15 protein-coding genes are annotated in these 18,366 nt (G+C 68.2%); 6 read left to right on the forward strand and 9 right to left on the reverse strand.

The window, feature by feature from the left end; translation table 11 throughout:
• Nucleotides 1-106 precede the first annotated feature (106 nt).
• Nucleotides 107-1,654: an MFS transporter gene (locus QH195_RS11410; RefSeq protein WP_280421649.1), complete on the reverse strand. Its 1,548-nt coding sequence runs from the start codon at nt 1,652-1,654 to the stop codon at nt 107-109.
• A 220-nt stretch (nt 1,655-1,874) separates the two neighbouring features.
• On the opposite strand from QH195_RS11410, the gene QH195_RS11415 reads away from it, so the two are divergent.
• A complete protein-coding gene (locus QH195_RS11415; RefSeq protein ID WP_280435326.1) occupies nt 1,875-3,131 on the forward strand; it encodes a serine hydrolase in 1,257 nt (418 codons plus the stop codon).
• Nucleotides 3,132-3,248: 117 nt separating this feature from the next.
• Here QH195_RS11415 and QH195_RS11420 read toward each other — a convergent pair whose 3' ends face one another.
• Both QH195_RS11420 and QH195_RS11425 read right to left on the reverse strand, forming a co-directional pair.
• The gene (locus tag QH195_RS11420) at nt 3,249-3,812 is read right to left on the reverse strand and encodes a hypothetical protein (protein ID WP_280435327.1); all 564 of its coding nucleotides are present in this window, start codon (nt 3,810-3,812) and stop codon (nt 3,249-3,251) included.
• Between the two features lie 28 nt (nt 3,813-3,840).
• A complete protein-coding gene (locus QH195_RS11425; protein WP_280421646.1) occupies nt 3,841-4,851 on the reverse strand; it encodes an SDR family NAD(P)-dependent oxidoreductase in 1,011 nt (336 codons plus the stop codon).
• Between the two features lie 134 nt (nt 4,852-4,985).
• Between QH195_RS11425 and QH195_RS11430 the strand changes: the two genes are divergently transcribed.
• The 4 genes from QH195_RS11430 (at nt 4,986) to QH195_RS11445 (ending at nt 10,471) form a co-directional block, all read left to right on the forward strand.
• Nucleotides 4,986-5,438: a hypothetical protein gene (locus QH195_RS11430; RefSeq protein WP_280421645.1), complete on the forward strand. Its 453-nt coding sequence runs from the start codon at nt 4,986-4,988 to the stop codon at nt 5,436-5,438.
• A gap of 8 nt (nt 5,439-5,446) precedes the next feature.
• Nucleotides 5,447-8,872: an error-prone DNA polymerase gene (locus tag QH195_RS11435; RefSeq protein ID WP_280435328.1), complete on the forward strand. Its 3,426-nt coding sequence runs from the start codon at nt 5,447-5,449 to the stop codon at nt 8,870-8,872.
• 300 nt (nt 8,873-9,172) lie between these two features.
• Nucleotides 9,173-10,237, forward strand: a complete 1,065-nt coding sequence (locus QH195_RS11440) for a DUF4349 domain-containing protein (protein ID WP_280435329.1) — start codon at nt 9,173-9,175, stop codon at nt 10,235-10,237.
• Between the two features lie 6 nt (nt 10,238-10,243).
• The gene (locus QH195_RS11445) at nt 10,244-10,471 is read left to right on the forward strand and encodes a DUF167 domain-containing protein (protein ID WP_280435330.1); all 228 of its coding nucleotides are present in this window, start codon (nt 10,244-10,246) and stop codon (nt 10,469-10,471) included.
• Nucleotides 10,472-10,477: 6 nt separating this feature from the next.
• Here the strand turns inward: QH195_RS11445 and QH195_RS11450 are convergent, their stop codons facing one another.
• On the reverse strand, nt 10,478-10,942 hold the full coding sequence (locus QH195_RS11450; protein WP_280435331.1) for a tRNA (cytidine(34)-2'-O)-methyltransferase: 465 nt from the start codon (nt 10,940-10,942) through the stop codon (nt 10,478-10,480).
• 280 nt (nt 10,943-11,222) lie between these two features.
• Here QH195_RS11450 and cycA point away from each other — a divergent pair, with 280 nt between their 5' ends.
• On the forward strand, nt 11,223-12,701 hold the full coding sequence (gene cycA / locus QH195_RS11455; RefSeq protein ID WP_280435332.1) for a D-serine/D-alanine/glycine transporter: 1,479 nt from the start codon (nt 11,223-11,225) through the stop codon (nt 12,699-12,701).
• Nucleotides 12,702-12,723: 22 nt separating this feature from the next.
• Here cycA and QH195_RS11460 read toward each other — a convergent pair whose 3' ends face one another.
• Genes QH195_RS11460 through QH195_RS11480 form a run of 5 tightly spaced genes read right to left on the reverse strand, consistent with a single transcriptional unit; the run spans nt 12,724 to nt 18,005 of the window.
• Nucleotides 12,724-13,647 carry an STM4011 family radical SAM protein gene (locus QH195_RS11460; protein ID WP_280435333.1) on the reverse strand — a complete coding sequence of 308 codons (924 nt, stop codon included), beginning with the start codon at nt 13,645-13,647 and terminating at the stop codon, nt 12,724-12,726.
• Between the two features lie 6 nt (nt 13,648-13,653).
• Nucleotides 13,654-14,988, reverse strand: a complete 1,335-nt coding sequence (locus QH195_RS11465) for an STM4012 family radical SAM protein (RefSeq protein ID WP_280435334.1) — start codon at nt 14,986-14,988, stop codon at nt 13,654-13,656.
• Nucleotides 14,985-15,890: an STM4013/SEN3800 family hydrolase gene (locus QH195_RS11470; RefSeq protein ID WP_280435335.1), complete on the reverse strand. Its 906-nt coding sequence runs from the start codon at nt 15,888-15,890 to the stop codon at nt 14,985-14,987. Before QH195_RS11470 ends, QH195_RS11465 begins: the two co-directional genes overlap by 4 nt.
• Nucleotide 15,891: 1 nt before the next feature.
• Nucleotides 15,892-17,028, reverse strand: coding sequence for an STM4014 family protein (locus tag QH195_RS11475; protein ID WP_280435336.1), 1,137 nt, complete (start codon nt 17,026-17,028; stop codon nt 15,892-15,894).
• On the reverse strand, nt 17,028-18,005 hold the full coding sequence (locus QH195_RS11480; RefSeq protein ID WP_280435337.1) for an STM4015 family protein: 978 nt from the start codon (nt 18,003-18,005) through the stop codon (nt 17,028-17,030). The genes QH195_RS11475 and QH195_RS11480 overlap by 1 nt, the downstream gene beginning before the upstream one ends.
• Nucleotides 18,006-18,366 lie beyond the last annotated feature (361 nt).

Raw genomic sequence — 18,366 nt, forward strand, 5'->3', positions numbered from 1 at the left:
TTCGATCGGTGGGGTCATCGGCCGATTCGCGTATTCGGCGGGTCCAGTTCCGTGGCAGTGACCCGGGATCCGGTGTTTCGGCACCGGTGGCCCTGGGGGTACCGATTCATCGGTTCGTCAGTACCTGTTCCTCGGTAACCGGTCCGGTGGTCTTGCGGATCCGGCCGGGCGCCCACGCACCCAGCACGAACGCCATCACCACGGTCAGGATGCCGAGGGCCAGCGAGGCCTGCTGGGCTCCGTGCACGAAGGCTTCCTTGGCGAAATCCGCCAGCGGTGCCGCGACCGGTCCGGCCTGCTCGGTGACCTCCAGCGCCGCGGCGAGTGAATCGCCGACCGGGCCGCGTGCCTGCTCGGGCAGGCTGGGCAGCGCCGGGGCGATCCGGTCGGTGTAGCCGACTGCCAGGATGCTGCCGGATACCGCGATCCCGATGGCCGCACCGAGCTCCCGGGACGCATCGTTGACCGCCGACGCCACCCCGTGTTTTTCCGGGGGTGTGCCGTTGATGATCGCGGCGGTCGCGGGCGCGGTGCACAGTCCGAGCCCGGTGCTGAGGATCAGCAGCGGCCACAGGACATCGATGTAGGTGCTGTCCACAGTGGTCCGGGAGACCAGTATGAGCGCCGTGCCGACGCACAGCAGACCGATGAATGTCGGCAGTCGCAGACCGAAACGTTCGGCCAGCCGGGGCGCGAAGATCGATATCCCGATGAGGGGCGCGATCATGGGCGCCATCGCCAGCGCCGACATGAGCGGGGAATACCCGAAGATCAACTGCATGTACTGCACGAACAGCAAGAAGTAACCGAACGCAACCAGGAACTGCACCCCGACGCTCACCGCCCCGCTGCCGAAACCGCGGTCGGCGAACAGCCGGACATCCAGCAGGGGATGCGGAACGCGCAGTTCCACCGTCGCGAACCCGACCCCGGCGAGGATTCCGGCGCCGAACAGCCCGAGAACCAGCGGATCGGCCCAGCCGCGTACCGGTGCCTCGATCGCCCCGACCACCACTGCTCCGACCGCGATGGAGGCCGTGATACCGCCCCAGAAGTCCAGCGGCGGACGCAGTTCGTCCACCGATTCCGGCACCGTGCAACCGGCGATCGCGAGGACCGCGCCGGCGATGGTCATCGCGAGGAAGATCGCCTGCCACGACCACACCTGCAGCAGTAGGCCGGAGCCGAGGATGCCTATGACGGCGCCGCCACTGACCACACCGGCCCACAACCCCACCGCGACCCCGCGCTTCTCGGCCGGAAAACCACCGGTCAGCAGCGACAGTGTGGACGGCATGACCAGCGCCGCGCCCACACCCGCGACCGCGCGGGCGGCGATGATCCAGTGCGGTGCGTCCAGGAACAGCGGTATCGCGGACGCGATCGCGAAGACGACCAGCCCGAGCACCATCATGATCCGGCGGCCGTACCGGTCGCCGAGCGCACCGGAGAACAGGACCAGGCAGGCCAGCGCGAGGGTGTAACCGTCGACCACCCAGGTGAGTTGCTGCTGGCTCGCGCCGGTGTCGGCGGCGATCTCCGGCAGCGCCGTATACAGCGCGGCCATCGCGGCGATGACCAGTGCGACGGCCATGGAGGACAGGGTGAGCAGCCAGATGTGTGCCCGGGACAGGCGCGTATTCGCGGACGTCATGGTCACCTCTCGACAGGAGGAAACAAGCGGTTGCTTCTCCGATGATCAGAGCACAGTTACCGGTAACCACCTTCGGTGATCTCTGTCACGATAGTGTTCGGGCTGGTCATCGTGCCGGGCCGCGGGCGCTGGGCGGTAAGTGCCGAGCAGGCCCGCCGGCATCCGCGACGGCACGAATTCGGCCCCGCCCGTCGTGGCTCGCGTGGCTACTCTGGGGCGGGTGAAGGCAGATTCCGCGCTCCTGGTTCCGGTTGCCGCCCAGCTGGACGACATCACCTGTATCGGCCCGGAAGCAGACCCTGCCGAGGTAGGCGTGGCGCCGGCGGATATCGCCGCGATCTGGGAATCGGTACGCGACTGGTACCGGCTGGGCGGAACACCCGCGATCCAGGTGTGCCTGCGCCGCAACGGGAAGGTCGTGCTGAACCGGGCGATCGGACACGGCTGGGGTAACGCGCCGGGCGACGGCCCGGACGCCGAGCGCATTCCGGTGACCACCGAATCGCCGTTCTGCGGATTCTCCACTGCGAAGGGCGTTTCCGCGGCGGTGCTGTTCCTGCTCATCGAACAGGGGGCATTCGGCTACGACGACCGGGTCAGCGATTACATCCCCGAATTCGCGGCGAATGGTAAGGCCGCGATCACCATCGGCCAAGTGCTCGCCCATTCCGCCGGGGTGCCGTTCGTGACCCCGCCCTTCCGCGGCCACGAAATGACCTTCGACGAAGAGCTCGCCCTCCGTGGGCTGGCCGCGCTGAAACCCAGTTATCCACCGGGCCGGTTCCGCGTCTACCACGCCCTCACCAGCGGTTTGATCCAGCGATTGCTGGTGCAGCGGGCCACCGGTAAACGGATCCGGGACCATCTGGCCGAACGGATACTGGACCCGCTGGGGTTCCGCTGGACGAACCTGGGCGTGCGGCCCGAAGACGTGGACGCGGTGGTGCCGAGCGTGAAGACCGGGCCGCCGCCGTCGCGGCTCGCTTCGTTCGTCGCGGGTAAGGCGCTGGGCGGCGGATTCGCGAAGGATGCGGTGAATCGCGAGTCCAATCGTGCGTTCCTCACCGCGGAACTGCCGTCGGGAAATCTCGTGACGACCGCCGCCGAACTCGCGCGTTTCTACGAGATCCTGGCGCGGGGCGGCGAACTCGACGGGGTCCGGGTCATGCGCCCGGAAACTGTGCGCGAGATGGTACGGCCCGCCCCGCGGGTGCCGGGTGTCGCCGGACGGGTGAGCCGCGGCGGCTACGAATTGGGCGGACGGCGTTCGAAATTCGGCCGCGATACCGCCGCGCATTTCGGACGCAGCGGGTTCACCACCCAGTACGGCTGGGCCGACCCGGAGCGCGGCCTCGCCGGCGGGATTCTGACCAGCGGCAAATCGTCGGTCGACGGGAACCGACCGTGGCAACTCGTAGCTCGGATCTCGGCCGCGTGCCCGCCGCTACCGCCCGCCCAGCGCGTCTTCGACCTCTGACCCGGCGGCGCCGGCCGCCGCTGTCGTGCGGGAACCTGCGGTTGTCGCACAGTTCGTAGGCGTACTCCCGGACGCCCATACCGCCCGATATCCCGCGCGGGCGCAACGATGCGCGGGTCAGTGCACGATCGAGGCGATATGGTGCCGGAGGACCCGGTCGGCGATGCCTTCGCGGGCGCCGTGCGGATAGACGAGTTCGAAAGCCAACCCGTTGAGCAGGGTGACCAGCCGCTCGGTTTCCAGTTCGATCTCGGCGGCGCCCACTCGTACCAGTGCCTCGGCGACGACGGCGCGGTCGCGTTCGCCCATCCAGCGGGTCTCCGCGTCCAGGCCGCCGACCAGCCGCGCGTTCGCGATCAGTTCGGTGCGTACCAGTAGATCGCGGTGGTCGGCCAGGCCGAGCAACAGGGCGCGCACGACCGCCTCCAAGTAGTTGCGGCGGTGTGTCACCGTGGTCGGCCGGTGGGCTTCTTCGGCCGCGGCCAGCAGGCGGTCGCGGGTCAGTTCGAGTGTTTTGGCGGCGGTCATCAGCATCCCGTAGCGGTCGCCGTACAGCCTGCGCAGGGTTTTGCCGTCGACGCCGGATCGATCCGCGACCCGCCGCGGGGTCGTTTCGGCAACGCCACGGGTGGCGATCAACTCCAGAACCGCGTCGAGTACCGCCTCTTTCTCGCTGCTCACGGCAGTCGATCGGGATCGGAGGCGGCGCTCACCAGTGTGTCCCGGGAACCCAGCGGGCGGCGCGGCGCAGGACCGCTCCGGTGCCCCGCGCCGCTCTCGCCCGTACGCGAGGTAGCGGACCGGACGGCCGCGGGTGCCCGGGGAGGTCGTCGTCCTCGGGGACGCTGGTCTCCACGTCGCGCACCATGGTGAGTCGCGACTGGGGGAGGGGTTCGGCCTGTTCGCCGCGCGCGGCCGGGGAATCGGGGATCATCCGGTAGTAGCGGTGCAGGACGAGATCGCGGATGCGCGGTGCGAACAGGGCGCCGTATTCGCCGAGGGTGCCGACCGGGACATCGATCCGCCGGGGACGCTCGGTCAAAGCGCGGACGATGGTCGCAGCCGCCCACTCCGGTGATTCGGCCGGGCCCTGGTTGCCGGTGGGGGCGATCATCGGGGTGCGGACCAGTGGCATGTGGATGGTGGTGAAGGTGACCCCGTCGGCCATGGTCTCCACTGCCGCTACCTCGGTGAATTTGTCCAAGGCGGCCTTACTGGCCAGGTAGGCGGAGTATCGCGGGGTGGCCACCTGTACGCCGGCGCTGCTGATGTTGACGATATGGCCGAATTTTCGTTCCCGCATCTGCGGGAGCAGGGCCAGCGTGAGCCGCAGCGCGCCGAAGTAGTTGACGGCCATGGTGCGTTCGTAATCGTGTAGCCGGTCGGTGGAGCGGTGGATGGCCCGCCGGATGGAGCGGCCGGCGTTGTTGACGAGCATGTCCACGTGGCCGTGCTCGGCGGTGATCTTTGCCAGTGTCGCCTCGACCGAGGCGGAATCGGTGATATCGCAAGGGTATCCGTGGGCGGCGCCACCGCCGGCTCCGATCTCGTCCACCACCGCGGCGAGTTCGTCCTCGCGGCGGGCGAGCAGCAGCACCACCGCGCCCTTCTTCGCCACCGCCACCGCCGCCGCCCGGCCGATCCCGGACGAGGCGCCGGTGATGAGGACGTGGCGGCCGGTGAGGTCGCGTTTGTCGCGGCGGGTTCCGTTTGCGCTCATCAGCAGCCCCTCTGTACAGGTCTATCCCGGCCGAACTTACTCCAAAGTAAGAAAGCGCGCCAGAGTCGAATCTGTTCGAAAACGAGTTCGAATACAACTCTCATCATTCGAACATATGTGCGATACTTGGGTTCATGACGGACGATCGGATGGCGGATATCTATGCCGCGGTGCGGCTCGGCGGCGTGAATCGAGAGGCAGCGCGCCGAGCGCTGCAAATGCTGTGGGATCAGCTCGGTACGGACGGGGAGCCGCTGTACCGGAGCGTGGTCGCCCATCACCTGGCCGATCTCCAGGACACGGCCGAGGAGGCGTTGCTCTGGGATACCCGGGCGCTCGACTCGGCATTCGTGCCCGGCGTCCCGCTCGACGACGGGCTGCTCGGATTCCTGCCGTCGCTGTATCTGAGCCTGGCCGACAGTCACCGGCTGGTCGGCGACTTCGATGTGGCCCGGATGCAACTGGCGCTGGCCCGCGGGCATGCGAGTGTTCTCGCCGACGATGCCTACGGGCGGGTGATCCGGGCCGGAGTGGACCATGTCGCGACCCTGCTGGCCGCCGAGTCCACCGACCGGGTGGCCTGCTGAGGTGGCGTATGGGATGGAGTAACGGCCCACCCACCTGGGCGGAGCTGGAACGGGTGCTGTCCGGTCGCGCGAAGCCCGGGCAGCAACCCGGCGACGGCGGCGACGCCCCGGCTTGGAGCCGCAGTCGCGGGGAGTACCGGGCCGAACCGCTGGTCCGGCCGGCGGGCCCGGTGGTTCCGTACGCGGAACTGCATGCGCATTCGGCGTTCAGTTTTCTCGACGGTGCCTCGCCGCCGGAGGAGATGGTTGCCGAGGCCGCGCGGCTGGGGTTGTCGGCGATCGCGCTCACCGACCACAACGGTTACTACGGGGTGGTGCGATTCGCCGAGGCCGCAGCCGAATACGGTATGCCCACGGTGTACGGGGCGGAACTCACTCTGGTGGAAACTGCTGTACCGCAGCCCGATCCGGTGCCGGGGGGCGGCTCGGTCCGGACCCGCAACGATGTCGATCCGGTGCAGCGCAATGGTGCCGACCCGGCACGGATCGCGGGTGCCGGCCCGGTGCGTGCGGACTCCCCACCGCGTACCGGCGCCCCGGACCCGGAGGGTGAGCATCTACTGGTGCTGGCGCGCGGGCAGGAAGGTTATCGGCGGCTGTCCCGGGAGCTCGCGGCGGCGCATATGGCAGCCGGGGAGAAGGGGATCCTGCGTTACGACCTCGACGCGCTCACCGCGGCAGCCGGTGGGCACTGGCAGATACTCACCGGCTGCCGTAAGGGACGCGTGCGGCGGGCGCTGGAACAGGACCTTGCGGGCGGCGGGCAACCGCTGCGCACCGAGGCTGCCCTGCGCGACCTGTGCGAGCGTTTCGGCGCCGACCGGGTCGCGGTGGAACTCACCCACTACGGCCTGCCGGATGACGACGAGCGCAACAGCGCGCTCGCCGCGGTGGCGGAGCGGGCAGGGATCCCTGTGGTCGCGACCACGGCTGCTCATTTCGCGACCCCGGCCCGTGGCCGCCGCGCCGCCGCGCTGGCCGCTATCCGCGCCCGGCGCAGCCTCGACGATCTTGCCGGGTGGCTGGCGCCCACCGGTGGCACCCATCTGCGTTCGGGTGCGGAAATGGCCGGTTTGTTCGAGAAATTCCCGGCTGCCGTATCGAATTCGGTACTCATCGCGCGGGAATGCGCGTTCGATCTGAAATTGATCGCACCGCAGCTGCCGCCGTTCGATGTGCCCGCCGGCCACGACGAGAACTCCTGGCTGCGTGAACTCACCCTGCGCGGCGCTGCCGACCGGTACGGGCCACCGACCCGGAACCCGGCCGCCTATCGGCAGCTCGAACACGAACTCGCCGTGATCGAGCAGCTCGGTTTCCCCGGCTATTTCCTGGTGGTGCACGATATCGTGCGGTTCTGCCACGAGCACGACATCCTGTGCCAGGGACGGGGTTCGGCCGCCAATTCCGCGGTCTGCTTCGCCATCGGGATCACCAATGTCGATCCGGTGGCCAACAAGTTGTTGTTCGAACGCTTTCTCTCTCCGGAGCGGGACGGGCCGCCCGATATCGATGTGGATATCGAATCGGACCGCCGTGAGGAGGCGATCCAATACGTGTACCGCAGATACGGCCGGGAGAATGCGGCGCAGGTGGCGAATGTGATCACCTATCGCGGGAAATCCGCGGTGCGTGATGCCGCCCGCGCGCTCGGTTTCGCCCCCGGCCAGCAGGATGCCTGGAGCCGGCAGGTGAGCCGATGGACCGGGGTCGGCGCGGAAACCGGCACCGATATCCCCGCACCGGTACTCGAACTGGCCGCCGATATCGAAGGACTGCCCCGGCACCTGGGGATCCATTCCGGCGGGATGGTGATCTGTGATCGGCCCATCGCCGACGTATGCCCGGTGGAATGGGCGCGGATGGCCGGGCGCAGTGTGCTGCAGTGGGACAAAGATGATTGCGCCGCAGCGGGTTTGGTGAAATTCGACCTGCTCGGGCTGGGTATGCTGTCCGCGCTGCACTACATGATCGATCTGGTGCGCGAGCACATCGGAGTGACGGTCGAACTGCATACCCTGGATCTCACCGAACCTGCCGTGTACGAAATGCTCTGCCGTGCGGATTCGGTAGGGGTCTTCCAGGTGGAATCCCGTGCGCAGATGGCGACCCTGCCGCGGTTGAAGCCGAAAAAGTTCTTCGATCTGGTGGTCGAGGTGGCGCTGATCCGGCCCGGACCCATCCAGGGTGGTTCGGTGCATCCCTATATCCGCCGCAAGAACGGACTGGAGCCGGTCGCCTTCGATCACGAGGCGCTGCGGAACTCGCTCGAACGCACCCTCGGCGTGCCACTTTTCCAGGAACAGTTGATGCAGATGGCGGTCGATGTCGCCGGATTCACTCCGGTGGAGGCCGATCAACTGCGCCGCGCGATGGGGTCGAAACGTTCTCCGGAGAAGATGGAGCGGTTACGCGGCCGGCTGTACCAGGGAATGCGCGACCTGCACGGGATAACCGGCGAACTCGCCGACCGTATCTACGAGAAGCTACTCGCTTTCGCCAATTTCGGGTTCCCGGAAAGCCATTCACAGAGTTTCGCGGCTTTGGTGTTCTACTCCGCCTGGTTCAAACTGCACTATCCCGCGGCTTTCTGCGCCGGATTGCTACGGGCCCAGCCGATGGGTTTCTATTCCCCGCAGTCACTGGTCGCCGATGCCCGCCGGCACGGGGTCGCGGTGCACGGCCCGGATATCAACGCCGGTCTCGCCGAAGCCACGCTGGAACAGCGGGGCACCGAAGTACGGCTGGGCCTGGCGGCGGTACGCGGAATCGGTTCGGATCTCGCGGACAAAATCGTGGCGGCACGTGCGGAAGGCGGTCCCTACACTTCTTTCCTCGACCTCACCGGTCGTGTGGAAATGTCAGTCGCACAGGCGGAGTCGCTGGCCACCGCGGGCGCGCTCGGAAGTCTCGGCTATTCGCGCCGGGAAGCGTTGTGGGCGGCCGGCGCGGCTGCGGGCGAACGCGCCGACCGGCTACCCGGCACCGGCGCCTCGACCGGCACACCCGTCCTGCCCGGTATGAGCGACCTCGAACACGCAGCCGCCGACGTCTGGGCCACCGGGGTTTCGCCGAACAGCTATCCCACCCAGTTCCTGCGCCCCCGCCTCGACGCACTCGGGGTGATCCCGGCCGCCGGCCTGCTCGCGGTCCCCGACGGAACCCGGGTCCTGGTCGGTGGTGCGGTCACCCACCGGCAGCGGCCCGCCACCGCCGGCGGGGTCACCTTCCTGAACCTGGAAGACGAAACCGGCATGGTGAACGTGGTGTGCTCGGCGGGTCTGTGGACCCGCTACCGCCGGCTCGCCCAGGGCGCGACAGCGTTGCTGATCCGCGGGCGGGTACAGAATGCCGAAGGGGCGGTGAGTATCTACGCCGAACAACTCCGCCGCCTGGATATGCGTATCGGTTCGCGTTCCCGCGACTTCCGTTAGCTGTGTTTATTTTGCGGCGCCTGCGGCGCCGCGGGTTTCGGCCCCCTGAGGTCCCTGCTTTCCGCACTCGACACTCGCGCCTGCGGCGCATCGCATCGAGCACGGAAAGCTGGGACGGGCCGAAACCTTTCAGGGCCTCGTAAGACTCGGTGCCGCCGCTGGTTACGTTGCGTTCGGCGAGGGCAAGTTCGAGAAGCCGACCGGCGGGCGGTGGTGCTGCCGGGTGGGTGGTATCGGTGCCGGGGGTTGCGGGCTCGGCGTTCGGGTACCGGATTCCGGAACACGCATTACGCTGCCAGCATGCGAAAGCTCGGGGTGTTGATCGTGGTCCTGTGTGGTTCAGTACTGCTGGCCGGGTGCGGTGGCGGTTCCGGCTCCACCACAGAGGCGCCGGCATCGATGGAAGATGGCGCACCCGCCGCGACCCCGGGGTTCCGGATCCAGCAGTCGCCGGCGCGGGAGCAGGCGCCCGCACCGGACAACAAACCGCAGGTCACCGACCGTAAGGAAGTCGTCACGGGGACGGTGGATCTCACCGCAGACGACCCGATCGCCGCCGCGCAGACCCTTACCGACCGGGTGGCCCGCCTCGACGGGCGAATCGATCAGCGCACCGAAAATCCCGGCACCGAGGACAACGATCCGCACGCGAATCTGGTCATCCGGATCCCGGCCGGCGAAACCGACGCGTTCATCGACGGTCTCGGGGAGATCGGTGAGGTCACCGAGATCAGCACCAATCGCGACGATGTCACCCTGCAGTGGCAGGACCTCGACGCCCGGATCACCGCTCTGCGCGCCTCGGTGGACCGGCTCCGCGACCTGATGGCCCGCGCGGCCAACACCGCCGACCTGATCGCCGCCGAAGGAGCACTCGCCGACCGGCAGGCCGAACTCGACAGCCTCACCGGCCAGCGGCGCTACCTCGACGACCAGATCACCCTCTCCACCCTGACAATCGATATCAGCACCACCGCGGAGAAGAAAGGTGATACCGGACCGGCCAACTTCTGGGACGGTGTGGTCGACGGGTGGAATTCGCTGATCGACTGGCTGAAGGATGCCGTGGTGTTCGCCGGGCAGGCACTGCCGTGGCTGGGCTTCCTCGCCGTGCTCGGCGCGATCGTCGCGGCGGTCGTCCGGCTCTTCCGGGGACGGCGTAACGCATCCCGCACCACCGCCGCGGTCGCACCCCGGGTGGGCACCGGCACTCCGGACGTCACCGCCGAGCCGGCCGTCGAGCCCGGCGCCGGCAAATCCGTGGCAACGGCGGTCGAGCCCGGCGCGCCCGCGGACAAGTCGGCTCGTTCCGCGGACAAATCCGGCGGATCCGCCGACGAGTCCGGTGCACCGGCCGGGGAGTAGGGCGGCGTGCCGACCACAGTGCATGCGGTGATCAAGCCGAACAGTCGCAAAGGACCGCTGGTGGAAGAACTCCCCGACGGCACCTTGCAGCTGTGGGTGCGGGCGCCCGCCGTCGAGGGAAAAGCGAACAAGGCGGCTGCCGAACTGCTCGCCGGCTACTTCGGGGTCCCGAAGAGCGCGGTGCGCCTCACCGCGGGAGCGACCGCCCGGCACAAGAGGTTCGAGATCGGCTGACGGGGGCTAGACCGCGCCCGGGAACCCGTGCTGGCGCCACGCCTCATACACCGCCACCGCCGCCGCGTTGGCGAGGTTCATCGACCGGCGTCCCGGCAGCATCGGGATGCGGACCTCGCCGGTGATGTGGCCGTCGGCGAGCACTCCGGCCGGTAGCCCGGACGGTTCGGCGCCGAAGAGCAGCACGTCACCGGGCCGGTAGGCGATCTCGGTGTGCGCGGTGCCCGCTCTCGTCGTGAATGCGTACACCCGCTCCGGACGCAGCCGCGACCATGCGGTGGCCAGGTCCGGATGGACCGTCACCGAGGCCAGGTCGTGGTAGTCCAGTCCGGCTCGCCGCAGCTTGGCCTCCGACATATCGAAGCCGAGCGGCTCGATCAGATGTAACTCGCTGCCCGTGCCGGCGGCCAGCCGGATCGCATTACCTGTATTGCCCGGTATACGCGGTTCGTGGAACATCAATCGGAACACAGCCGACCAGTCAACCAGGTGGTGGTGGCCTCGACCGGCGCAGCCCGGGGCCGGGGCGAATTTCGGGTGGCGTACCGTTCCTCGACGGGCCACAGGCCCGGACGGACCTGCTCTGACCAGTTCGGATGCAATCGGACAGCCGTTACGCAATGGCCCCGTGCCCGGTGCCCCGGGTACCGGTGCCGATCGGCTGCTCCGTAGGCAGTGCGCCAGCGCTGCGCAGCGCGATGCCGCCGATGGTGGTCGGATGGGCTGTCCGATCGACTCTGGAGGGAGAAAAATGGCCGTGCTGCAGGGCCACGGGGGTTCTGGCGATGATGGGGCGAAAACAGGTGACCCCGAGGGGCCGGGCGGTCTCAGCCGGCAGCTGGCCAATCGACATATCCAGCTGATCGCGATCGGCGGCGCGATCGGTACCGGACTGTTCATGGGGTCGGGAAAGACGATCTCGCTGGCCGGGCCCTCCGTGATCCTCGTCTACATGATCATCGGTTTCTTCCTCTTCTTCGTGATGCGGGCGATGGGGGAGTTGCTGCTCTCGAACTCCGGCTACAAATCGTTCGCGGATTTCGCCGGTGATCTGCTCGGCCCGTGGGCGGGATTCTTCACCGGCTGGACCTACTGGTTCTGCTGGGTGGTCACCGGTATCGCCGATGTCGTGGCGATCGCCGGCTATGTCGCGTTCTGGTGGCCGGATCTGCCGGTGTGGATCCCGGCGCTGGTCTGTATCGCGGTGCTGCTGGTTCTGAACCTGCCCACGGTGCGCGCCTTCGGGGAGACCGAGTTCTGGTTCGCCCTGATCAAGATCATCGCCATCGGGGCGCTGATCGTGACCGGTCTGGTGATGGTGCTGACCGGGTTCACCGGTGACAGCGGTACGCCGGCCTCGCTGGCCAACCTGTGGAACGACGGCGGCTTCTTCCCGACCGGCCCGATGGGCTTCGTCGCCGGCTTCCAGATCGCGGTGTTCGCCTTCGTCGGCATCGAACTCGTGGGCACCACCGCCGCCGAAACCAAGAATCCCGAGCAAACCTTGCCTCGCGCGGTGAATTCGATCCCGGTCCGGATCCTGCTGTTCTATGTCGGCGCCCTCGTCGTGATCTGCGCGGTGACCCCGTGGCGCCAGGTATCGGCGGACGAGAGCCCGTTCGTGGCGATGTTCACCCTGGCCGGACTCGGTATCGCCGCGAGCGTGGTCAACTTCGTGGTGCTGACCAGTGCGACCTCCAGCGCCAACTCGGGTATCTACTCGACCTCACGGATGGTGTTCGGCCTGGCGGGTGAAGGTAACGCGCCCGCGGTGTTCGGGAAACTGTCCCCGCGTCGGGTCCCGGCCAACGCGCTGCGTTTCTCCTGCGCGTTCCTGTTGATCGGTGTGGTGCTGCTCTACGCCGGGCAGTCGATCGTCGAAGCGTTCACGGTGGTCACGACCATCTCGTCGCTGTGCTTCATGTTCGTGTGGACGATGATCCTGGCCAGCTATCTCGTCTACCGCAAACGGCGACCGCAACTGCATGCCGCATCGACGTTCAAGATGCCCGGCGGGATCCCGATGGTCTGGGCCGTCCTGGCGTTCTTCGTTTTCATCGTCTGGGCGCTCACCCAGGAGAGCGATACGCTGCAGGCTCTGCTGGTGACACCGGTCTGGTTCGTCGTCCTGGCGATCGCCTACCTGTTCGTGCGCCGCAGCCCGCACCACGGCGCACTGCGGCAACAGCACAAGGAGAAGGTTCTCGCGGAGACCGCCGCGCTGCGCTGAATCGGCCCGGGTGACGCCCGCACTACCGGTACGAAGCCGGTGTGCGGGCGTCGCCCGTATCCGGGACCACCGGTATGGGCAGGTCGACCGCGCCGTGCCGGGCGGTGCCGGCCGGGATCCGTTCGAGTACCCCACCCGCGAACACGTCGTAGAGAGGGAGGGTTTCCAGATGGACGTAACCGATATGGCAGTCGCAGAGAGCGCGCGGGCAGGGGCGCGGGCCCAGCGCGTCGCGATAGGAACCGTCGTAGAGGTTGCCGAGGGACTCCTTCACGAAGTGGCAGCGGTGAACCGTACCGTCGCCGTCGACGGACAGCACCGTATCGCCGGTGCGACAGCCCCGGCCCAGGGAGCGGTGCGGGTCGCGGCTGAACGGGAAGAGCGGGTCCAGGGTGGTCCACTCGGCAGCTTCGGTGTCGGTGTAGGTGTGGCCCTCGGCGGCGTTGATCCAGAGGTAGATGTGGCCGGGCAGGTCGGCACGGAGGCGGTGGGCTCGGTCGAGGTGGTCCGGGAGGCCCACCATGCCCACGCTGAACCGGATCCCGGCTCCGGCCAGTTGCCGGGTCTTCTCGAGAAATCGCGGGTAGTGCGTCTGATCGGGATGGTAGGTGCACCACAGCGCCACGGTGTCGCGGTCGGCCTCGCGCAACCAATCGGTACGGCAGCTGAGATTGGTCTGGATGGCGACCCGGCGCACATGGGGCTCATGGGAGAGCGCGACCAGGGCTCGGCGGTACCAGGAGCGGACCAGGCCTTCACCCCACGGGGTGAACAGCACCGAGATCCGGTCGCCACGCTGCGCGCGCACCCATGCGGTGAAACGTTCGAGGGCCGCTCGGTCCGTGCGTAGCTGTGTGGGCGTATCGCGTCTCTTGGCGAACGGGCAGTACGGGCAGTCGTAATCGCAGGAGGCGAGGGGGCCGCGATACAGCAGGGTGAGGTCCACGGCCGGTCACCGCAGTTCGTACTCGGCCATGGCGGCGCGCACCGCGGAGGAGAAGAACTCGGGGCCGATGGCATCGGAATACGCCAGTCCCTCGGGGGATAGCCGCAGCAGCTCACCGGCGGTGCCGGCGAGCCAGCCCCGGTCGGCGAGTACGCCCAGTTCGACCGGGAAATCGGTATGCGGGTCGGTGTCGAAACGGCCTCGGTAGTCGGCGACCACCAACCCGTCCGCCTGCAGGATCGACTGGAGCAGGAAGCGGCGCCGGGCCTCGTCCTCGTCGATCACGCGACCGTGCACCGCGTAGCCGAAATCGGTGGTGGCCGTGTAGCTGTCGATGATCGCGCGGATCTCGGCGACCTGTACCGCGTAATCGAAGGAGTAGTGCAGGCCCCGGGTGTAGGAGCGGGCACCGCAGCCGAGTCCGATCATGCCGTCGGTCTGGCACGAGTAGTCGTCGGGTCCGCTCGCCGGGGCATCGATACGCCGGAACATTCGCATGGAGCGCTGCTGATAACCGCCGGCGAGCAGCCGGTCGCGACCCTGCCGGTACAACCGCAGGCGTTGCTCGTCCCACACCGGATCCGCGGCCTCGTCCATACGCCGGGACAGGCCGGTCAGCGGACGCACGTACAGCGGATAGAGGTAGATCTCCTCCGGCTGCCAGGCCAGCGCCGCGTCGAGAGAGGCGCGCCAGCTCCGCGGAGTCTGCCCGTCGATGCCGTAGATCAGGTCGATATTCAGGTTCGCGACCCCGGTGTCGCGGATCCGGGCCAGTGCGGATTCCACCTCCGCGCGGCGCTGCGGGCGTACGGCGGCCCGTGCCTCGGATTCGTCGAAGCTCTGGACGCCGAGGCTTATCCGAGTGGCGCCACGCGCCGCGAGCACGGCCAGCCGATCGGCGGTCGCGGTGGCGGGGGAGGTTTCCACGGAGAAACCGATACCGTGCAGATCGGCGCCCATGGTGTGCTCGGCGATATCGCACAACCGGGTGAGCTCGCCGGCGTCGAGATAGGTGGGGGTGCCGCCGCCGAAGGCCGCGGTGGCGAAACGCAGGGGATCGCCCAGGGCGTCGCGCACCGTTTCGGCCTGGCGGGTGAGCGCGTCGAGATAACGGGTGGTGAGATCACCGGGGGCGCCGACACGGGTGAACAGATTGCAGAAACCACAGCGGATCTCGCAGAACGGGATATGCAGGTACAGCGAGAGCGCGTCGCGCGGTTCGCCGGCCCACAGGTCTCGTAACGAGGGCTGCGGTGCCAGCGGGCGGTATGCGGTCTTGTGCGGGTAGGCGTAGACGTAACTCTGGTACGGCCGGGGTAACCCAATCCGGGTAGAGGTCATGCTGTGTCCTCGGTACTCTGCCGGGCCTGCGGAACTTCGACCTCCGGCGGCGTTGCCCGCGCGGCGGGAACCTCCGAGCCGGTTTCCGGGGCGCCGGAGATTCCGGGTTCCAGGAAGAAATGGGCGTAGGGAACCGTCCACACCACATCGTGGCCGAGCCGGTGCCCGGTGTACCCGTCCTCCCCGTAGGCGGTGCCGTGATCGGAACAGACGATGGCGAAACAGCGACCACGCGGGCGCAGTGCATCGAACAGCCGAGGCAGGTGGCGGTCGACGTAGCGCAGCGCCGCGGCATGGGTTTCCCGGGTGTCACCGGATGTCTTTGTCGCCCCGGGCAGATGGAACCAATTCGGCTGGTGCAGGGCAGAGACGTTGAGGAAAAGGAACAGTCGCCGGTCGGCCGGAGTTCCGGCGATCAGCTCCTCGGCCCGCGCGACCTGCGCCTCGAACGAGGTGGGGGAGGTGACCGAGAACTCCTGTTCCCAGTAGCTCTCGGCGAACAACCCGGGCAGCGCACTGCCCAGTGCGCCCTGCTTGTTGAAGAAACCCACCCCGCCGATACAGACCGTGCGGTAGCCGAGCGCTGCGAGAGCCGTCGGCAGGTCGGGGTGGTCGAATACGAAGGTGTCCGGGTCGGTGGTCTCGCTGCCCGCGAACCGGGCGGCGAACAAACGGGGATGGGGGCCGGGCGTTGCCGGTGTCGGCAGGAACCCGGCGAATATCGCCTGGTGGGAGGCGTAGGTGAAATTGCCTGGTGCGTGGCGTTCTTCCCAGCGGCCGTCCGGAAGGACCGCCGTCAGATTGGGCAGCCGGCCGGCGGCGGCCTCTTCGACGGCCACGTCGTAGCGCAGGGTGTCGAGGGTGAGCAGGAGCAGATCGTCCCGGCCGACCACCTCGTTCATCTCAGGCCGGTACATGGATGTCCTCCGGTGCCGATGCGGTGCGCATGGCACCGTACCAGCGCGGCGCGGCGGCGACCTGGGCCGCGTAGGTGTCCAGACCCGCGGACGGTGTCCCGGGCAGGCCGGTGGTCCGGGGCAGCAGATCACCGAAGGCGTTCACCTCGCCCACGACGAAACGGCGCCAGCCGTGGGTGGGCAGCAGATCCACCCCAACGCACAGGGTGGCGGGGAAACAGGCCGCCGCCTGCTCCGCGAGGTCGAGGGCCTGGTGCCAATACTGCCCCGCCGCTTCCCGGACTGCTTCCGGATCCCCACGGGAGCCACCGAGATGCAGGTTGGTGATGGGCACCGCGGCGGTGCGGACGACGATATGGGTCGCCCGGCCGGCGACGACCAGCACCCGCAGATCCGCGGCGCGGCCGCGCAGCGTCGATTTCGGCACCCACCGTTCGAGATGCAGGCCGTCCGGTGCGAGGCGGTCGACGATCGCGGCGATCTCGGGTTCGGTGCGGTAGCGGCGGACGCGCAGGGAATTGTGCAGCGCGCCGTCCGCGGTGAGTTCGACCGAAGTGGTGGCCCGGACGGATCCCCGGGGATGAGCTTCGACCGCGAGCACACCGGAGGCCGACGAGCCGTGCGCGATCTTCACGAATACCCGCCGCATATCCGGTTCCCGCAGGTATCCCCGAACATCGTCCCAGCCGGTGATGGCCCGCCCGCGACCCGATGTCGGCGATTCGGGCACCGCGACGCCCGCCACCGTCAGCCGGGCATGACACAGCCGTTTGTCGAACAGCACCGCCAGATCCGCCGGATCGTCGAGCCGGAGTCCGCCACGCAACGAGGCCACCGCGGACCCGAAAGCTCGATACCAGCGGGCCGTACCCTCGACCCGGGTCGGGTCGGAGAGCCCGCGCAGCAGCCGGTCCACTTCCGGTTCCTCCCCGGGCGAATCCAGCCGCACCAGTTCGTCGTCGGCGAAGGTATGTCCGCCGTCGCGCAGGACATCGAGCCATTCGACCACCCGCGGCGGAGCCGTCGCCGCCTCGGCAACCGCCGCGCAGAACGACCGGACCCGCCGGTTCGCGCCGTTGCCGACCACCACCCAGCGGTAACCGTCTGCCTTGTGCGCGACCATTATTCGCTCACCGAGATATATCGGTGGACTTCGCCATCGTAAGTGTACGAACTGGCATGGTCGGGATTCAGGTCGAGGAATACACCCGGCTCCAAGGTTTCGCGGAGCCGCGCGCACATCTCCGGGCTCAGGAAATTGTGGTGCATATCGAGGTTTTTCAGATGCGTGAGAGGTTGCCCGGCGAGGAGAGCGGCCGCCCCGGCATCGGAAAGTGTTCCCATGGAAATGTCCAAGGTCTCCAACCGGGCCACCACGGGCGCCGCGGCCAGGGCCGCGCAGATCTCGTCCTGCATTTCACTGTTGCGCAAGGCCAGATGTTTCAGGTTCGGCAGCCGGTCGCCCGACAGAATCGGTGCGAGATCGGCGATCTCCGCATCACCCAGGTAGTTAGGGGTGCCGAGCCAGAGATCGAGATGCGTGAGCGCCGGAAGATCGGCGGCGGCGATGCCGCGTACGACCTCGGCCGGTAACCCACCGGACTGGATGGTCAGCTTCTCGAGCCGCTCGTGCCGGATCGGTGCGAAGCGCAAATCCTCGGAGCCGCGGACGAGGAACTCCGTCAGGTATGGGAAGGCATCGAGCAGGTCGGTGACCAGGCCTTGCCTGATCCACGAGATCTCGGCGAGGTCGGGGCAGATATCGCCGAGAAACACCGACCGCAGCGCCGGGAACCGGTGGCGTACGGCGGCCATCGCCTCGATGACCGCGTCCGGCGGGTCGTATTCGCCGTCGGCGAGATCGCCCCACGAGCCGATCACGAAAGCCCGTACCCGCGTGGTGTCCACGTGATCGCAGAACCGGGCGAAATGCTCCGGCCACGGCACCTCCACCTCGAAGCCGGAGCCGCCGATCTGCCACGCCACCGATTCGACCTCGGCAGGAATGGTCGCGGCCTCCGCGGGGTCGGCCGGCGATTCGGGGAAGGCGAAGACGGGAAGTCCACCGAACTCTTCCATCGGCTCGAGGTACTCGGGCATGCTGTTTCCTCTCCGGGCCGCTATCGGCCCGATCTCCGGACTCGTTCTACCAACCCGGTCCGACATGCGCAGAGCGAGCCCGCGCCCTGCGCGGCTCACCCTGCCGGGATCGTGTTGCCGCGGAACAGTGTCGGTGGTCGCCGATACCTTGCACTCGACTGCGGCGCGAGCGTGCCGGAACGGGAGGAAGCGCATGTATCGCCAGGGAGATGTCCTGATTGTTCCCATCGCGGAGGAGGCCGCCCCCCCCGCGGCCGGGCGGGGGCGGGCCGCCCCGCGGGGCCCGCGGGGGCGGATGGTGGTGGGGGGCGGGGGGGTGGGCGGGCCCCCCCCCCCGCGCTCCACGCCCCGCCAGCTCGTG

The sequence above is a fragment of the Nocardia carnea genome, assembly GCF_029868855.1.
Taxonomy (GTDB): Bacteria; Actinomycetota; Actinomycetes; order Mycobacteriales; family Mycobacteriaceae; genus Nocardia; species Nocardia carnea_A.

Excerpts from the sequence above, each read along its gene's own strand:
- QH195_RS11410 (WP_280421649.1), bottom strand. The coding sequence starts at position 1,654 with ATGACGTCCGCGAATACGCGCCTGTCCCGGGCACACATCTGGCTGCTC.
- QH195_RS11425 (WP_280421646.1), bottom strand. The coding sequence starts at position 4,851 with ATGAGCGCAAACGGAACCCGCCGCGACAAACGCGACCTCACCGGCCGC.
- QH195_RS11430 (WP_280421645.1), top strand. The coding sequence starts at position 4,986 with ATGACGGACGATCGGATGGCGGATATCTATGCCGCGGTGCGGCTCGGC.
- QH195_RS11435 (WP_280435328.1), top strand. The coding sequence starts at position 5,447 with ATGGGATGGAGTAACGGCCCACCCACCTGGGCGGAGCTGGAACGGGTG.
- QH195_RS11440 (WP_280435329.1), top strand. The coding sequence starts at position 9,173 with ATGCGAAAGCTCGGGGTGTTGATCGTGGTCCTGTGTGGTTCAGTACTG.
- cycA (WP_280435332.1), top strand. The coding sequence starts at position 11,223 with ATGGCCGTGCTGCAGGGCCACGGGGGTTCTGGCGATGATGGGGCGAAA.
- QH195_RS11465 (WP_280435334.1), bottom strand. The coding sequence starts at position 14,988 with ATGACCTCTACCCGGATTGGGTTACCCCGGCCGTACCAGAGTTACGTC.
- QH195_RS11470 (WP_280435335.1), bottom strand. The coding sequence starts at position 15,890 with ATGAACGAGGTGGTCGGCCGGGACGATCTGCTCCTGCTCACCCTCGAC.
- QH195_RS11475 (WP_280435336.1), bottom strand. The coding sequence starts at position 17,028 with ATGGTCGCGCACAAGGCAGACGGTTACCGCTGGGTGGTGGTCGGCAAC.
- QH195_RS11480 (WP_280435337.1), bottom strand. The coding sequence starts at position 18,005 with ATGCCCGAGTACCTCGAGCCGATGGAAGAGTTCGGTGGACTTCCCGTC.